Source organism: Spirosoma soli, from assembly GCF_042684525.1.
Lineage (GTDB): Bacteria > Bacteroidota > Bacteroidia > Cytophagales > Spirosomataceae > Spirosoma > Spirosoma soli.
The window spans coordinates 332,117-350,325 of sequence record NZ_JBHULN010000003.1 but is presented as its reverse complement, the minus strand read 5'-3'; the positions used below and the strand labels follow the sequence as shown (position 1 = coordinate 350,325).

At 50.8% G+C, this 18,209-nt stretch carries 10 protein-coding genes; 8 read left to right on the top strand and 2 right to left on the bottom strand.

All coding sequences use genetic code 11. The annotated features are described in order from the left end of the window. Positions 1-4: 4 nt before the first annotated feature. Entirely contained in the window at positions 5-820 is an 816-nt protein-coding gene (locus ACFSUS_RS07550; RefSeq protein ID WP_381521184.1) for an oxidoreductase, read from the bottom strand. 49 nt (positions 821-869) lie between these two features. Further along, the gene (locus ACFSUS_RS07545; RefSeq protein WP_381521182.1) at positions 870-1,412 is read right to left on the bottom strand and encodes a TetR/AcrR family transcriptional regulator; all 543 of its coding nucleotides are present in this window, start codon (positions 1,410-1,412) and stop codon (positions 870-872) included. A gap of 368 nt (positions 1,413-1,780) precedes the next feature. Here ACFSUS_RS07545 and ACFSUS_RS07540 point away from each other — a divergent pair, with 368 nt between their 5' ends. From ACFSUS_RS07540 to ACFSUS_RS07505, 8 genes are all read left to right on the top strand, one after another. After that, a complete protein-coding gene (locus ACFSUS_RS07540) occupies positions 1,781-5,326 on the top strand; it encodes a SusC/RagA family TonB-linked outer membrane protein (protein ID WP_381521180.1) in 3,546 nt (1,181 codons plus the stop codon). Positions 5,327-5,332: 6 nt separating this feature from the next. Beyond that, entirely contained in the window at positions 5,333-7,069 is a 1,737-nt protein-coding gene (locus tag ACFSUS_RS07535) for a RagB/SusD family nutrient uptake outer membrane protein (RefSeq protein WP_381521178.1), read from the top strand. 19 nt (positions 7,070-7,088) lie between these two features. Next, complete coding sequence (locus ACFSUS_RS07530) at positions 7,089-9,941, top strand: SusC/RagA family TonB-linked outer membrane protein (protein WP_381521176.1); 2,853 nt, start codon at positions 7,089-7,091, stop codon at positions 9,939-9,941. Positions 9,942-9,965: 24 nt separating this feature from the next. Then, positions 9,966-11,669, top strand: coding sequence for a RagB/SusD family nutrient uptake outer membrane protein (locus ACFSUS_RS07525; RefSeq protein WP_381521174.1), 1,704 nt, complete (start codon positions 9,966-9,968; stop codon positions 11,667-11,669). A gap of 105 nt (positions 11,670-11,774) precedes the next feature. Next, positions 11,775-12,566, top strand: a complete 792-nt coding sequence (locus tag ACFSUS_RS07520) for a PKD domain-containing protein (RefSeq protein WP_381521172.1) — start codon at positions 11,775-11,777, stop codon at positions 12,564-12,566. Positions 12,567-12,742: 176 nt separating this feature from the next. After that, positions 12,743-15,361, top strand: coding sequence for a choice-of-anchor Q domain-containing protein (locus ACFSUS_RS07515; RefSeq protein ID WP_381521170.1), 2,619 nt, complete (start codon positions 12,743-12,745; stop codon positions 15,359-15,361). A 186-nt stretch (positions 15,362-15,547) separates the two neighbouring features. Then, positions 15,548-16,828, top strand: a complete 1,281-nt coding sequence (locus ACFSUS_RS07510) for a polysaccharide pyruvyl transferase family protein (protein WP_381521168.1) — start codon at positions 15,548-15,550, stop codon at positions 16,826-16,828. Between the two features lie 66 nt (positions 16,829-16,894). Then, positions 16,895-18,208, top strand: coding sequence for a Gfo/Idh/MocA family protein (locus ACFSUS_RS07505; RefSeq protein WP_381521166.1), 1,314 nt, complete (start codon positions 16,895-16,897; stop codon positions 18,206-18,208). The last annotated feature ends 1 nt before the right edge of the window (position 18,209 follow it).

The following is an 18,209-nucleotide window of genomic DNA, read 5'->3' as shown; positions in this document are numbered from 1 at the left end:
CTGTTTATTTCATCTGGCTTAACATAAGCCGATCAAACGCCCGGTCAGACAATAACTTACGCGCCGTCAGAACAATCGTGGCTCCCGAGCCTACTGCATACCGGGTTTTCGGTTTCCTGGCTTGAATTGCCTCTGCAATAGCTTGTGCAATCACTATTGGCTCCGAACCCCGATCGTCCGCTGTTTTCAACATACGAGCGTGTTTTTCAACTAAATCTTTATAAGCTGTACCTCCCGAAACTTTCAGCAGGTTCTCCCGGGCGATCTGGTTCCATTCCGTTTTTATAGCTCCTGGCTGGATAACAACCACATCAATACCAAACTGCTTGAGTTCCATGCGTAAACTATCGCTAAAGCCCTCTACCGCAAACTTAGTGGCGTGATACCAGGCGCCGTGGGGCTCGCCGATTCGTCCGCCAATGGACGACACATTGATGATACGGCCTGAGTGCTGCGCCCGCATGGTTGGCAGCATCAGTTGAATCAAACGGGCTAAGCCAAAGACGTTTACTTCAAACTGATATCTAGCCTCTGTCATAGAGACATCTTCCACTGCACCGTAGGACCCATACCCCGCGTTATTCACGAGCGCGTCCAATGTGCTAACCTCGTTACGTATTCGTTGGATGGCACTGGTCATTGACTCCTCATCGGTTACGTCCATGGCAATAACCCGAATGCCCATCTGCTCCAAGTCGTTCATTTTGGCGGTCTGCCGGGCAGTGGCAAACACCTGATACCCCTTTTCGTGGAGTAGGATGGCGGTTGCCTTGCCAATACCACTGGAAGCCCCTGTGATTAAAACTGTTTTCTTTTCCATAGTTTTCTGAATTTGATTGACTAATCACTCTAATAAAACAATAAATTTTTTAAGCTTTCAGCATGTCCCAGGTCAAATTGGCCGATTGATTGATGACTTGCAAGCGCTCGGCATCCGTCAACGGCTCTGAGATTAGATATTGATAGAGGCCGAACACCTGGCTGCTAATCAAGGCATAAATGAGGTTGGCTGGCAGTGGCTTAAGTGTATGCTCCAACAAGCCACGCTCAATTAACTGTCGATGACCACGCGTTTGCTCGTCCAGCACCTCAGTTGGCAACTGCGCTAGGTGGGGCGAAAAGTGAAATTGCTGGATATAAAAGAAAGCTTGCTGGTTATCCAGCGCCCATAACAAAGACCTGGTAAATAAGTTATGAAACAAGGACTTAACGCTGGCATTTGGATCAACATCGATTAATAAATACTGGCTCAAATCATTCTTAACTTTATTGTAGAGCGCAATAACTAAGTCTTCTTTGGTTTTGAAATAATGAAATAACGTACCATTGGAAACACCAGCCTCTTGAGCGATTCGGCTGGTTGGCGTTCCATGAAACCCATATTGTACAAACAGCTGTAAAGCTGCTTGCATAAGTTGCTCTTGCTTATCCATTCTTGATTGACTAATCACTCTATAGACGGCTGAAGCATGAGAAAGGTTCACAACAACAATAATTTTATAGTGATTTGTATCGTACTGCTCAAGCTAATTGAAAAGGTTTATAGGAATGAACAGCCTCCCTTGATAGCTAGCATCATGTCTGAATAAATGGTTAGGTACATAATTTACTAAAATGAAAGTAAAAAGGACAAAGCACCTTATCATACAAGCTGGCTAGGGTTTGATAGGAAGATTTAAAAATTAACAAAAAATAGTCATAGAAAAAACGGGAAAAGCCGTAGGGTCGTCTGTTTGACTACCAACGACAGCCTGGCCAGTCACACAATCCCGTTTACCCTATGAAAAGACGTATCCTTTTTTATACAACCCTATGGTTATCTAGTTTTTGTGGGATTCAGCAGGGAGTTGCCCAACTGACGTTTGCCTCCGTACGTAAGTCGCAGGAAGGCATCCGAGCGCAGGAAAAGATAACCAGCCTGATTACGCTCCTTAAAAAATTAGAGCTGACCCACAAAACCAGTTTCATTTATCAGAAAGAGCTGCTGGAGAACAAAACGTTTTCAGGGGAGCTAAATGAAAACGAAAAACTGGAACGGGTGCTGGAACGCGTACTCACACCCGCTAATCTACGATTTCAAAAGCTTAAAGGTGGAGGATACACAATCCTGCCCCGGAGATCAGCTAAAGATTTGTCGTTGGAAACCGGATTGCTAAAGACATCCGACAGCCAATCGGTCGAGCAAGAAGCTGATCGAGCTTTAGCTACGAATGCGCTGGCCTCAAAAGCTGATTTACAAACCCTGTCAATTGCTAAAACGGCTGATGTTCTGGTAAAAGGTAAAGTAACGGATACCGAAAAAGGCGAGCCGATTCCGGGAGTCAGCGTTGTACTAAAAGGCAGCACCAGGGGAACGAACACCGACGCGAACGGTATATACTCCATTGCCGTGCCCACGCAGGGCGCGGTGCTGGTATTTAGCTTTGTCGGCTATGATAAACAAGAGGTTACGGTTGGTAATGGCAACGGTTCCGGCGGGCAACCGCAGACCCAGATTAACATTGCGTTGAAGCCCGACATGAAAGAGCTCAATGAGGTGGTGGTGGTGGGGTTTGGTACGCAGAAGAAAGCCACCGTAACGGGCGCCATTGCTTCGGTAACGACTAAAGATTTGGTGCAGTCGCCGGTCGCGAACATCAGCAACTCGCTCGTTGGCCGGATGCCGGGCCTTTTTGCCGTTCAGGGGAGTGGTGAGCCGGGTAATAATCAGTCGACGCTACGCATTCGTGGGGTGAGTACCTTTTCGGGAGCCGCCGATCCGCTCATTCTGGTCAACGGTGTGGAGGTGAGCAATTACAATAACATTGACCCCAACGAAATCGAAAACCTGACCATATTGAAAGACGCGTCGGCAACGGCAATTTACGGGATTCGGGGAGCCAACGGCGTTTTGCTCATCACTACCAAGCGCGGTAAGATCGGGCGTCCTCAGCTTAGCTATACGGGTAATGTGGCCAGTACCAGCTTTACGGCGCTGCGCAAGGGCATGAACAGTTACGACTACGCCCGGTCCTACAACGAGGCCCAGCGGTATGACGCTTACGTTTCTGGCTCAGTGTACGCCCCTAAATTTTCAGATAACGATCTAGCTTTGTATAAATCAGGGGAGGACCCCATCTTTCATCCCAATACAGATTGGTACGACCTGACGTTAAAGCCACAGGCACTGCAAACGCAACATAACCTCACGATCAACGGAGGTACCGAGAAAGTCCGTTATTTCGTGTCGACTGGTTTTTTTAGTCAGGGCGGTCAGTTTAACAATACCCAACTGGTCAAAGATTTCGACGCTAACCGAAAATATAAGCGGTACAATTTTCGATCTAGTTTCGACTTCGACGTAACAAAACGGTTGAAGGCCTCACTCGATCTGTCTTCGCAGACTGAAAACCTGACGGGTAGCAATAACCTGAACGGCACCGCCAACAATAGCGCCAGAATTATAGAATCGATTGCCCGGGCCAATCCGCTGACATCGCCGGGCTTTATCGGCGATAAGATTGTTGATCTTACAGGATTGGGTACGGTCACAAATCCGCTGTCAACATTGTTTGCTGAAGGTTACAACCGGCAGTTTAAGAATTTTCTGCAAGGCTCACTCCGCCTGGATTACACCCTCGATTTCATTACCGAAGGGTTAACGGCCACAGGTATCGTAAACTACCAGAACAACAACACCGAGACGCTGGTAAACCGGCGTACGTTGGTGACGTATAATGCTATCCGTTTGCCGGATGGCGCAGTAAATCTGGTGCCGAATAATGTTGAACAACCGTTCGGCTTTACCCAGACCATTGGCAAGAACCGGCGGACTTATGCGCAATTCGGCTTTGATTATAAACGGGCGTTCGGCGACCACGCCGTAACGGGCCTGGTCAACTACAACCAAACCAAATACTTCGATCCAGCCCTGGCGTTTCTGATACCCAACGGCTACCAGGGGGTAGTTGGTCGGACAACCTATGGCTACAAAGGGCGTTATCTGGCCGAGTTTACCTTTGGTTATAACGGCACGGAAAACTTCGCTCCTGGTAACCGCTTCGGCTTTTTCCCGGCCTACTCGCTGGGATGGGTAGCATCCGACGAACCGTTCTTTCCAAAAAGTGACGTAGTTACCTACCTCAAAGTAAGAGGATCGTATGGCGAAGTTGGTAATGACAAAGTTGGCAGTGATCGGTTCTTGTACCGAGATTCGGTCTACACACTTATAACGAATACTAACACAGGGGGCTACTTTTTCGGCGAAGTTGGTAGCACCTCTACCCGCTACAATTATGCGCAGGAAGCCAGATTAGGCAATGTTGATGTGACCTGGGAGCGGGCTATTAAGCAAAACCTGGGCGTAGAACTCGCGTTCTGGAAGGGTAAAATCGGCGTTACGGCCGATTTCTTCAGCGAGCAGCGAAACAATATTCTGGCCAACCGGGGAACGGTGCCCATTATCGTAGGCTCGATCTTGCCCGCCTATAATCTGGGCCGGATGCGTAACCGGGGTTTTGATGGCGACATTACGTATAATGACCGCGTCGGTAACCTCAACTTCTTCGTGAAAGGAAACTTTACGTTTGCCCGGAACAAGGTAGAATTTCAGGATGAGATTCCGCGTCCCTTCTCCTACCAGTACCGTACCGGCCAGCGTTTTGGCCAATACTTTGGGTTAGTGGCCGAAGGGTTGTACAACACCTGGGAAGAAGTCAACGACGCGAACCGCCCGGTATCGTCCTGGAATAACAACCGAATTCAGCCCGGTGACATCAAGTACAAAGATGTGAACGGCGATGGCGTTATCAACAACGATGATCAGGTACCCATCGGTTACTCCAATTTCCCAGAAAAGATATTCGGGGTCTCGTTCGGAGGCAATTATAAAGGCTTCGACCTATCGGTGCTGTTCCAGGGGGCCGACAACGTATCAATTGCCTACAGTCGACGGCAGATTCGGGGTTTCTTCGAAAATTCGGGAGCCGTTGATTATCTGCTCAATAGCTGGTCGCCGGAGCGTCTGGAAAAGGGCCTGCCCATCGACTTCCCGCACCTGTCTATTGGCGACGATGTGCAGAAGCATAATTATCAGGCCTCCTCGTTCTGGACGCGGGACGCCAGCTACGTACGGCTAAAAAACGTCGAGATCGGTTACAATTTTCCCGTAACGCTACTGAGCCGTATTGGCCTTAGCGCCAGCCGGATCTACGTGAATGCCAATAACCTTTACACCTGGAGTTCGGTGTTTCCGGGTGTCGATCCCGAGCAACCACCGGGAATCACCAACGAAGAGCCTTACCCACTTACGCGCGTGATCAACGTTGGCCTAAACCTCAGATTTTAACCCACCATGAAGTCAATAATCAACATCGTTTTTTGTGGGGCGCTGCTACTGATCGCATCATCCTGCGACCAGAAGATAACCGAATTCCTGGATAAAGCTCCGGGGGTTGACGTAACGGAAAGCACTGTTTTCTCGTCCAGGGTTCAACTGGAAACGTTCATTACCAGTACCTATCGCATCGGTATTCACTCAATTTTTACGTACAACGACGCGAACCTGATTCCTACGACGCGAACGACTACCATCAACGCGGGTATTACCGATGAAGCTGAATCGGAAGTGACTTTTTTCCATACACAGCAATGGAATGCCGCCACGATTACGGCGAACGATGGGTTAGTGGGGCAGGAGGATTATCGCTACTACATCCGCTGGACGGTTATTCGGAACTGTAATATCATTCTGGAGCGGATCAATGACGTACCCGGCCTGGACGAAGCGTATAAGAATCAGGTGATGGGCGAAGTGAAGTTTATCCGGGCGCTGAATTACTTTGAAATGCTCAAACGGTACGGCGGGGTTCCAATCGTTGATAAACGTCTGGGGGTGACGGATGATGTAAACGTGAAACGGAGTACCGTGGAAGACGTCGTTAACTTTATCACTAAAGATTGCGACGAAGCCGTTTCGCTGCTGCCCGCTGCCTACACGCCCAACTTCCGCGGACGAGCTACCAAAACGGTGGCCCAGATGCTGAAAGCCCGGACGCTCTTATTTGCGGCTAGTCCGTTGTTCAACACGGCTAGTCCTTACCTGAGTCTGGGTCAAAATAACAAGCTCATTTGCTACGGCAATCAGGATAATAACCGCTGGCAACTGGCGGCCGACGCGGCCAAAGCGTCCCTGGACTTGGCCACTGCTGGTGGGTTTGCATTGATTACGGACAAAGGCGTCGATAAGAACTACAAGTTTGCCTGGGAGCAGAATGATAATACCGAAATCGTGCTCGCCGAAAAAGCGTATGGTAGCCGGGGGCGAACGCAGTTTCCGTGGTACGGGATTCAGCCGGTTTCAATTGCCAACGCCTGGGGCGGGGTTTCAGTCATTCACAACTTTGTCCGCAAGTATGAGAAAAAAGATGGCACGCCACAAACCTGGAATCTGAACGGGGGCGGTTCTGACCTGCTCAAAAAATACTCGGAGTTAGACCCCCGCTTTGCTCAGACGGTTGGTTACGTCGGCTCGTTCTGGAACCGGGATTGGCCAGCACTCGAAACCTTTCAGGGCGGTCGGAATGCCGATGGCTGCTGGGGCGGTGCGTGGATGAAAAAACTCATCCCCGACCAGTTGTCGACCGCTAGTGGTGCCGTACCGAATTCAATCGTCTTCCGGCTGGCCGAAGCGTACCTCAATTATGCCGAAGCGTTGAACGAAGCGCAGGGGCCCGTACCCGCTGCTTACGATGCCGTCAATGCAATCCGGCAGCGGTCGGGCATGCCTAAACTGCCCACGGGCCTGACCAAAGAGCAGTTCAGAGAGCGGGTTCGTAACGAGCGCGACATTGAGCTGGCGTTTGAAGACCATCGCTTATGGGACATCCGGCGCTGGATGATTGCCCAAAATGAGGGTGTCATGACTGGGGCAATGTACGGCATTAAGATCTACAAAATTGCGAACAGCACGGAGTTTCGGTATGAGCCTTACGTCATTGAAAACCGTACGTTCCTGCCCCAGATGTATCTGCATCCCTTCCTGAATAACGAAGTTTTTAAGGGCTACCTCGTCCAGAATCCAGGTTGGTAAATCAATCGCTACGACACCTATGAACGCTAACCACTACCTTACTATCCGATTGATTTTTCTGTTAGGCCTCATTAGCCAGATGGGCCGGAGCCAACAGGCGGGTACTGATTCCGTGAAGACAATCGCTCCTATACCGCCTTACGATAACCGGAATGCTGAGTTACCCATTGCCTACGGACGGCAACCCCTCTGGAAAATCACCAGTGCGCTGTCGACCGTTTCGGGCAGCGATCTGCAAAAAAACTTTGCTACCAACCTGGGCAATACGCTGTTTGGCCGCATACCCGGCCTTACGGTGCAGCAGAGTGGGGGAGAACCCGGTAACGATACGCCAACGCTTATCGGACGAGGTATTAACACCTTCGGAGGGTCTGGACGCAATCTGCTGATTATGGTCGATGGGTTCGAGAGTTCGTACGAGCAACTGGTGCCCGACGAAATCGAGTCGATCTCCTTACTGAAAGATGCGTCGGCAACGGCCATCTACGGGCTGCGCGGGGCTAACGGTGTGCTGCTCGTTACCACCAAACGAGGCAGTGATGGGCCGTTGGTTGTTAACTTCAGCACTCAGCAGGGGTTTCATACGGCTTCGCGACTGCCTCAGTTTTTGGGTTCATACGACTACGCCCGTCTGTATAACGAAGGTTTACGGAACGACGGAAAAGCCCCTCGCTACACCGATGCCGATCTGGAAGCCTACCGAACGGGCAGTGATCCCTATTTCTACCCGAACGTAAACTGGTACAACGAGGTGCTGAAGAAAACAGCGCCGATCTCAAACTACAATCTGAATTTTAGAGGGGGAAGCAGCACTGTTCGCTATTTTGTGTTATTAAACGCTATTCAGAGCAACGGTCTATACAAAAACGTGGGCGATCTGGACCCCGAAAGCGTTAACTCAAAATACTCCCGCTTCAATTTCCGGTCGAACGTTGACATTAATCTGACCAAACGCCTGTCGGCTTCGCTTACCCTGGGCGGCAGCGTGGAAGATAAAGCCAATCCGGCGGCTACTAAGACCGATACCGTGTTTAGTGCTCTGGCTAAACTGCCCCCCAATGCGTTTCCGGTCTATAACCAGGATGGCAGCTTTGGAGGAACCAGCGCGCTGACTAATCCGCTGGGCAATCTGCTTCGGACGGGTTCGTACACCTCCAACGGCCGAACGCTCCAGTCAACGTTAAAGCTGACTGAGCAACTGGACATGATCGCTCAGGGATTAAGTATTTCAGCGGCTGTGTCGTTCAACAGCTTTTTTCGAAGTTTCTCCGACAAGACCAAGACTTACGAGCGGGCTTTCGCCACCAGAAACGCGTCGGGTGAAGTGTTTTACAGCCGCTTTGGTCAGAATACCTCACTGGTCGGTAACGAGGCCAACTCAGACCAGTGGCGCAACGTGATCTTCCAGGGTTTCCTGAACTACGACCGCACGTTTGGTAAACACGGGATTTCGGCTTTGCTAATGTATAACTCAGATAGTTATACCAACGTTAACCCAACCACATCAGCGATCCAGAGTCTACCCTTCAAGCACGTGGGTGGTGGAGGACGCATTACCTATTCAAACCGCAATACGTACATCGGTGAGTTTTCTTTCGGGTATATGGGCTCCGAAAACTTCCCGAAAGATCGGCGCTACGGGTTCTTTCCGGCGGCTTCACTGGGCTGGATTGTCTCGAACGAAAACTTCCTGAAAGAGAACTCCGCCATTACGTATCTAAAACTCCGTGGCTCGTATGGCCTGACAGGCAGCGATCAGATTGGCGTTAACAACCGGTTCATTTTCGAACAGCGCTATCCCTACACGGATGCCTATTACCTGGGAAACAACAATACGCAGGTGTTTGGCTTAGCTGAAGGGGCATTCAACCCGGACGTGACCTGGGAAAGACAAAAAACGGTAAATCTTGGTGTTGAATTAACCCTCGCCAAGCGACTGGATTTTACGCTTGACCTGTTCCGGAATAACCGGTCTGGTATTTTGGTATCGCCTAACCGAACGGTGCCGCAGTATACGGGGGTAGTGCTACCCCTTCTGAACCAGGGTGAAATTGACAATAAGGGTTTTGAGGCTACCATCCGGTACAGCAACCAGTCTGCCGCAGGGACTTCTGCTACCAGCGCGTTTCAGTACATGGTTGAAGCCAGCAGCTGGTACGCCCAGAACAAGATTGTTTATAATGCCGAAGCCATCCGGTTGTTTGATTACCAGTACACAACGGGACGCCCCGTTGGTCAGCCATTTGGTCTGGAAGCGCTCGGTCTTTTCAAAGACCAGGCCGAGATTGCGGCCAGTCCCCGGCAGATTTTTTCGTCGCTGCAACCGGGTGATATCAAGTATAAAGATCAGAATGGCGATGGCGTCATCGATCAGAACGATACTCGTCCAATTGGCAATACGTCGGTTCCAACCCTTACCGTGAGTCTACATTCGAAGCTACAGTACAAAGGCTTTGATCTGGATTTTCTATTCCAGGGCGTTACCGGCAGAACGGCTTATTTCGGCGGAAGCCAGTTTCACGCGTTTCAGAACAACGGGCAGGTTGCGCCGATTGCTTTGGATCGCTGGACCCCCGAAACAGCCGCTACGGCTACGTATCCCCGACTGTCGGCATCTAATAATTTGAACAACTATCAGTTCTCCAGCTTCTGGCAGCGCGACGGTAGCTTTATCAAATTGCGCAGTCTCGAATTAGGCTATACGCTCCCTGTTTCGCTCCTTAATAAAGCCCAGATAACCAAGGCCAGGGTGTTTGTTAACGGAACGAATTTGTTCTCGCTCGATTACATGCAGGGCTATATCGACCCGGAGGTTAGTAGCGGCTATCCAGCCCTGCGCACGGTGAGTGCAGGTGTCAGACTTCAGTTTTAACCGGGCGTTCAACAAGACAAAAACATGAAATCGATTCTTTCCATACTGAGTATAGCTGTCGTTGTGGGGCTAAGTGGCTGCGAGAACCTGGACCGGGAACTCAACACAGACCTTACCCCACAGCAGGTAACTCGTTCCTACGATTTTACCCTGAATCGGGTTAACTCTTTATATACGGATATCCCGGGCGGTTATCTGCAAATCGACGGGGCTATGACCGCATCGGCTACCGATGAAGCTGAGCACACGCTGGAAACATCCAACGTTCAAAAGTTCAACAATGGCTCCTGGAATTCAATTGATACGCCTGAGAACCTGTGGGCAAATTTCTACCGGGGCATCCGGAAGGCCAATCAGTTTCTGGTTTCGTCGGATAGCGTTAACCTGGATCAGTATAAACTCGACCCGGCACCCTCCGCGCAAACCGTTTACCGAAATCGCCTGGCCGACATACAGCGGTGGAAGTACGAAGCCCGATTTCTGAGAGCGTATTTCTATTTCGAGTTAGTAAAGCGCTACGGGGGAGTACCCATCATTTCCAATATTTACTCAGTTGACGATAATTTTGGGGATGTCACCCGTAATACGTTGGCAGAATGTATCCAATACGTTACGGCGGAGTGCGACTCGGCAGCCAAAAATTTGCCGGTAACGTATTCGAATACGGATCTGGGGCGAGCCACCCGGGGAGCCGCGCTGGCGTTGAAAAGCCGGGTGTTGTTGTATGCCGCCAGCGATTTGTTTAATACACCGACCTGGGCCGGTGGCTACGCAAAACCCGAACTGATTTCGCTGACCACAGCAGACAGACAGGCCCGCTGGAAGGCCGCGGCCGACGCGGCTAAGGCGGTGATTGACCTGGCCGGAACCGGGTATGCACTGCACAATAACTACCGCAACCTGTTCATCACCAATAGCTTCACAACGCCCGAGGTCATCTTGTCTCGTCGGCGGGCCGCCAGCAATGAGTTCGAAAGGGCCAATTACCCCATCGGCTACGACCTGGGAAATAGTGGTACAACCCCTTCGCAGAACCTGGTTGATGCCTATGAGATGAGGAACGGCACCAACTTCGACTGGAACAACCCGGCTCATGCGGCCAACCCGTATGCAAACCGCGACCCTCGCCTGGGATTAAACATCATTTTGAACAACACAACGTTCAAAGGAAGGCCGGTGGAAAGCTGGATTGGTGGACGCGATGGGAAAGGCATTGTCAACGCCACCAAGACTGGCTATTACCTGAAAAAATACGTCAACGAAAACCTCAACCTACTGCTGAATAACACCAGTGTGTATTCGTGGAATCTCTTTCGCCTGGCCGAAATCTATCTGAACTACGCCGAAGCGCTAAACGAAGCTTCGCCGGGTCATGCCGACATCAAAACGTACGTCGATCGGGTGCGTGCCCGGGCAGGGGTAGCTATGCCCCCGTTGCCCGCGGGTCTGTCGCAGGCCGAGATGCGGGAGCGAATCAGAAACGAACGCCGGGTTGAGCTGGCCTTTGAAGATCACCGGGGGTGGGACGTGCGCCGGTGGATGCAGGGGCCGCAGTATTTAGGGGCTCCCCTGATGGGCGTCGACATCACCAGAAACGCCGATGGAACCTTCAAGTACACCCCGGTTGTGGTTGAAAATCGCGTGTTTGAGCCTAAGATGTACCTTTATCCAATACCCCAGGGCGAGATAAATGTCTCAAAAGGTATCGTTCAGAATCCGGGCTGGTAAGTAAAGCGTCTGGGCCAAGTTCCAACTTGGCCTAGCAAAATGTAGTTCAAAGGCCAGGCTACAACTTAGCCCAGATGTAATCGACTCTATCAATCTCATAAACACATGCTTTCTCTTGCTAACCTACTACGGTTTGTTCTAGTCTGCTTCGGGGGCGGTCTTTTATTGACTTCCTGCAAGTATGAGGAACTCGCCCAAGCCGATTATCCGCAGCAGATTCTATACATGCCAACGGCCAAAAATGGCTTGTTTATCATTAATAGTATTTCAACCACCGGAACGTATCGGTTCACCGTTGATCTGGCCAGCAAGAAAGTGGTTGTCCCGCTGGGTGTTTACCGGGGTGGCGTTTCCGTAGATGGTGATCTACCGGTAACAATTGCGGCTAACCCGGATACCGTTAGTCGGCTAATCAGTTCCAGCGCGCTGGTCGGTACTGTAGTACTGCCCGTTGATAAACTTGTTCTACCCGCTGCGGTGACGATTGGAGCTGGTAAGAATTCGGCCGCGTTCGATCTGAAGATTGACTTAAACTATCTATTAGCAAACCCATCGCAAAAATTAGCTATCGGGGTCGGAATAAACAGCTCAGCATCGCCTGTAAATCCGCTTCTTAAAACCACCTTAATCTCTTTCGATCCTACTATTTTAAAAGCAACTCCCAACTTCACTACCAAAGCAGATGCGGCTACACCGCAGAAGATTACGTTCACCAATACCTCGCTGAACGCCGTTGGCTACTCTTGGGACTTTGGTGATGGTACAGCACCTGTTACCGACCCGGCACCGATCTACACCTATACCAAGGCTGGTACCTATACAGTTACGCTTACTGCTACGGGTATTACCGGAAGCGACTATGCTGTTAAAAAAACAACAACCCTAACCATTCCATAGTAGCCTGCCGAATGGCTCGGATGGTTAACGCTTATTAATCATAGGTTTTGAATCAGTAAACGCTTCCTCACTTGTATGGGGAAGCACTTTCTCTTCGCGTCTGAAAAATGGTTGAGTTCATTCAGACTTCGCCGTATAACCAGTTCTAAAACGAAAAATTTTAACGATACATACAGATGAAGAATTTTCTTTTTACATGTATTGCCCTGTTTAGCCATATGTGGTTTACTCGCTGGGTGCGGCCTCTTAGCAACAGCATTACTAGAATTCAATGGTGCGCGGGGCTTATTGTGACATTGTGTTGCTGGGGAGTGCTCGAACCTGTAATGGGGCAATCAACCAATATTTCATTTCCGGGGTTCAGATCCTCGTTCATCACCGGAACGCAGGTCGTTATTGCAGCTACTGCGTCGCCGGCTACTGGTAAAACCGTAACCAAAGTGGAGTTTCTGCTTAGTTCGGCCGCAACGGCTCCTGCCACGGGCACCACCGTACTGGGCGAAGATGCGACTGCCCCCTATAGCTTTACCTGGGCCGTTCCGGCGGGCCAGTTATCGTATAATGAACTAAGGACACGGGTAACGTTTTCAGATGCTACTACACTGGTATCGTCGTCGGTACCGGTTGATGTATATGAACCCACGGTTGCCAGCAACATCAATTATTACGTAGCACCACCTCCGCTGGGTACTACCAGCAATAATGGTCTAAGTCCAAGTACACCCCTAAGCACTATTCAGGCCGCCATTCAGCTCGTCAAACCCGGTGATGTAGTGAATGTTATGGCCGGTACGTATACCACATCAGGTAACGTAGTCAGCATTCGGCGTACGGGCACAGAAGCGAACTGGATTACGCTGAAAAACTACCAGAACGACCGCCCGGTACTTTCGTTAACCGGAGCGAACGCTATCCAGGTATTTCCCGGTGTGGCCTACCTGCGCATCCAGGGATTTGAGATCATCGGCAACAATGCTAATGTAACCTTACCCCAGGCGTATACACAGCCGGGTAGCTGCGTGAATCCGACGGGAACTCCGCCTAATGCGCTTAATGGCAACGGTATCTCCATTGATGGGCGCAATGGTGCTAATCTGCACTGCCATCATATTGAAGTAAAGAATAATGTTGTGCATGATTGCGGAGGAGGGGGGCTTAGCGCTATCCAGTCCGACTACATTACCTTCGAGAATAATGTGTCGTACAACAACTCCTGGTACACCGTGTACGGCACCAGCGGTATCAGCTTTCTGAATAGCTGGAACTATGATAACCACCCCGGTAACGCTCCTAGCATAATCATTCGAAACAATCGTACATACGGCAACCGTCTGTTTGTCCGCTGGAAAAATGGGGGTGCCAATACATGTAGAACTTACGACGGTAACGGTATCATTCTCGATAATAACATCGCCAGCAAAAACTCGCTGGGCGGTTACACAGGTCGGTTCCTGATCGAGAATAACCTGTCGTACTTAAACGGTGGTCGGGGTATCAATATCAACTTCAGCGACAATGTTACGATTATCAACAACACGACTTACCAGAATGGGGTAACCAATACCGTAAACAGCCCCGCTACTGGCGAGGTGACCGACGATATTCAGAGCGAGTTCATTGCCCAGGGTTCCAAGAATATCAGTGTATATAACAATATTTTTTACGGACGTCCGGGTGAGAAAGTAACCGAAGTTAACTCGTCGACGATCGTACATAACAACAACCTGACGTTTGAAGGTACAGGCATTTCCTTCTTCAGCGGCAATCAGAACATAACCGGGCAGGACCCTCAGTTTGTGGATGCCGCTACTAGTGATTTCCGGCTATCGACGACCAGCCCTGCTATCAACGTGGGTAGCGCTGCGCCGGGGCAGTACACGGTTAAAGACATTCTTGGTATAGATCGGCCGCAGGGGGCCGGTGTAGATATGGGCGCCTTTGAATTCCAGGGGCCTGACCCGTTGCCGGCTCGTTTCGCTATTACGTCGGTAACCACGACGAATTGTCAAACGGTGAGCGCCGATTTACGGTCCGTAACGTTCACCCCTCAGTACGCCGGTCTAAGTGGGCAACCCGTCAGCTTTTCAGTGGTCAACGAAATGGCTCCTACAACTAATGCGGGGCCGTACACCCTGAGTTTGTATACCGATAATCCGGTTGTTACGCTTAAAGCAAAGCAGGGAGGTACAGAAGGCGACATAAGCTTCAGCTATAACTGGCTGGCTGCTTGTAGCGGTAATCCGTTTGCTATCACAGCCGTAACCACAGTGAGTTGTCAGACGGTAAGTACTGGTGAACGGTCAGTGACATTCACGCCCCAATATGCGGGTCTGAGCGGGCAACCCGTCAGCTTCTCGGTTGTCAACGAGCTGCCGCCGACCACCCAGCCCGGTCCCTACACGTTGAATCTGTATACCGACAATCCGACTGTAGTGCTAAAAGCAGCGCAAACCGGTACACCCAATGAAACAACATTCAGCTACAATTGGCTGTCAGCTTGCGGTGGTGGTAGCGGCCGGGTGGGCGCTGGTGAATTGCAGAGCCAGTTGCAAGTACGAGTGTTAGGCAATCCCGCTCGTGAACAGGTAACGGTAGAAATTGCGGGGGGCGAGGGGCAAGCGCTGCGATTACTGCTAACCGACAGCAGAGGACACACGGTAGAGAACCGGTTCGTTGAACACGGAACGGCGACAGAACGGCACGTATTCGACCTGCGTCGGCAATCAACCGGCATGCTCCTATTACGTGTTTCTACCACCCGACAAACCAAATCTATCAAGGTGCTGAAACAGTAACGATATAGCCAAAGGGTGCTTTCTAAGTCGGTGCTCTTTGAGTGAAGCCTCAACCAGCTTTTTGCCGGCCTTATTCGCCATAAAAAAATAGGGCGAATAAGGCCGGCAAAACCAGTAACATGAGTAAGTGTCTCCTTTAGTAAGGAGGCTATTATGCGATAAACGTAACCTGAGACCGATATAAATATGAGTGATTCCTTGAACAGTAACCGCCGGGAGTTTCTCCGTCAGGCCAGCTTCCTGAGCGCATCCTTGCTGGCAAGCCGAATTGGGGTGGCGAGCGGCAAACCTGACCCGGTTATTTTGTTTACGTCGGGCTGGCAGGATGTCAATATTGGTGATATCGCCCATACGCCGGGGTTGATTGCCCTCCTAAAGAAACGCCTGCCCCAGGCCAAACTCATTCTGTGGAAGCGCAGTCGCAGTGAAAAAGTAGAGGCTATGCTGAACCATTATTACCCGGATGTGCGCATCATTCACGGTGGTGTTAACGCGAATGTGCCCCAATCGGAAGAAGTGAAGCAGGCGTTTCAGCAAGCCGATTTTTTCCTGCATGGCTCAGGGCCGTCGGTGTTGGCAGCCGATTACCTGGAAGCCTGGCATGAGCAGACCCGCAAGCCATTCGGTATTTTCGGAGTCACAATTCAGACTATACCTCCGGAGTTGAAAACGCTGCTGGCCAAAGCCTCCCTGATTTTCACCCGCGAGACGGCGAGTATTGAGGCATTGCGCAAGGTTGGTTTGTCGGGTAATCACATCGCTTTTGCGCCCGACGCTACGTTTGCCCTGACCATCCGCGATGACGAAAAGGCGAGGGCATTTCTTGCCGCTAACGAGCTGAAACCGCGTCAGTTCATCTGCGCTATTCCCCGGCTTCGGGTTACGCCTTACTACAAAATCAAGCAGAATACGGGGTGGAGTGAGGAGAAGATTCGGGAGGTTAACGAGCTCAACGATAAGTGGAAAGAAGCCGATCACGCCAAACTCCGGGAAGCCATGATTGCCTGGGTGCGCCAGACTGGAAACAAAGTGCTGGTATGTCCCGAGATGACGTACCAGGTGGACATTATGGATGAATTACTGATTGATCCCTTGCCCGCCGATGTGAAGGCGAAGGTCGTTCGGCATCCATATTGGTTGCCCGACGAAGCCGCTGGGGTCTATGCCCAGGCGCACACAGTACTCAGTTTCGAGTGCCACTCGCCCATTATAGCCGCCGTGAATGGAACCCCCTGCTTTTACCTTCGCCAACCACAGGACACCATCAAGGGCCAGATGTATTACGACCTGGGCCTGGGTAACTGGACATTTGAGATTGAACAGACCACGGGTCAACAGATTACGGACCGACTGATGGAGGTCGCAAAAAATTATAAATCAGCTCAACAGAATGTTCAGAAAGCCCTGGCTACTGTGAACGACCGCTACGATAAAACCTTCCAATTAGTAAAGGAAACCTGGCTGTGAGTAGGGATCGTGTAACCCTGTACTTTCATACTGTAAACTAGCGTACGATACCCAAACCTGATTGCTATGGATCGCCGGAAATTTATCAGAAATACCGCTGTGGCCACCGCCAGCACCACAATCTTAAACTTCCCCATTTACGGCAAAAACGCACCTAGCAATAAGGTTGTCGTAGCCGTCATGGGCGTTAATAGCCGCGGAGCTTACCACGCCAAAGCATTCTCAAAGCTGCCCAATGTCGAGGTGGGCTACCTCTGTGACGTCGAAGAGAAGGCACTGAAAAACGGCATGGACGCCGTAAAAGACGCCAGTCGCCAACCGACGATCATCAAGGATATCCGCGAATTAGTAACCAGGAAAGACTTCGACGCGCTACTCATTGCCGCTCCGGATCACTGGCATGCTCCGGCAGCTCTGATGGGCATTGCTAATGGTAAGCATGTGTACGTAGAAAAACCCTGTAGTCAGAACCCATACGAGAGCGAGCTGCTCATTCAGGCACGGGGCAAATACAATAAACTGATTCAGGTAGGGAGCCAGCGCCGGTCGTTTCCAGCCCTGATTCAGGCCGTCAACGAAGTGCGGGGTGGAATCATTGGGAATCCCTATTTCGCGAAGTCGTGGTATACCAACGCCCGCAAGCCCATTGGCGTGGGTAAGAAAGTGGCCGTACCGCCCACGCTGGATTTTAACCTCTGGCAAGGCCCCGCTCCCCGGCAGGATTACCGCGATAATCTGGTGCATTACAATTGGCACTGGTTCTGGAACTGGGGGACGGGCGAAGCTTGTAACAACGGCAATCACGAAATTGACTGTTGCCGCTGGTTCTTGGGCGTTGACTTTCCGTCGAAAGTGACCTCGTCGGGTGGCCGCTATGCCTACAAAGATGACTGGGAGACACCCGATACGCAGGTGGCTACGTTCGAGTTCGATAACGGGAAAGCCATCACCTGGGAAGGGCGTAGTTGCAGCTCCTTTCCTATTGAAGATAGCGGTCGGGGCTTTATTATTTACGGCGATAAGGGTACGCTGGTCAATAAAGGTGGGGGCGACTACCAGATTTTTGATGACAAGAACAAGCTTGTTAAGGAGATCAAGCCATCTACGAAACTAGACCCCAACAACACCGTCAGCGCAACGGGTGACCTGGAGATGACACACTTTGCCAACTTCGTGGAAACCATCCGGGAGGATGCCAAACTAACGGCGCCCATTGAAGAAGGGCACAAAAGCGTCTTGCTCTGTCACCTGGCTAACATCGCCCAGCGTACTGGCACAACCCTCCACTGCGATGCGACCAATGGCCATATCAAAGACAACAAACCCGCCACGCAATTGTGGAAGCGAGAATACGAAAAAGGGTGGGAGATGAAGGTGTGAT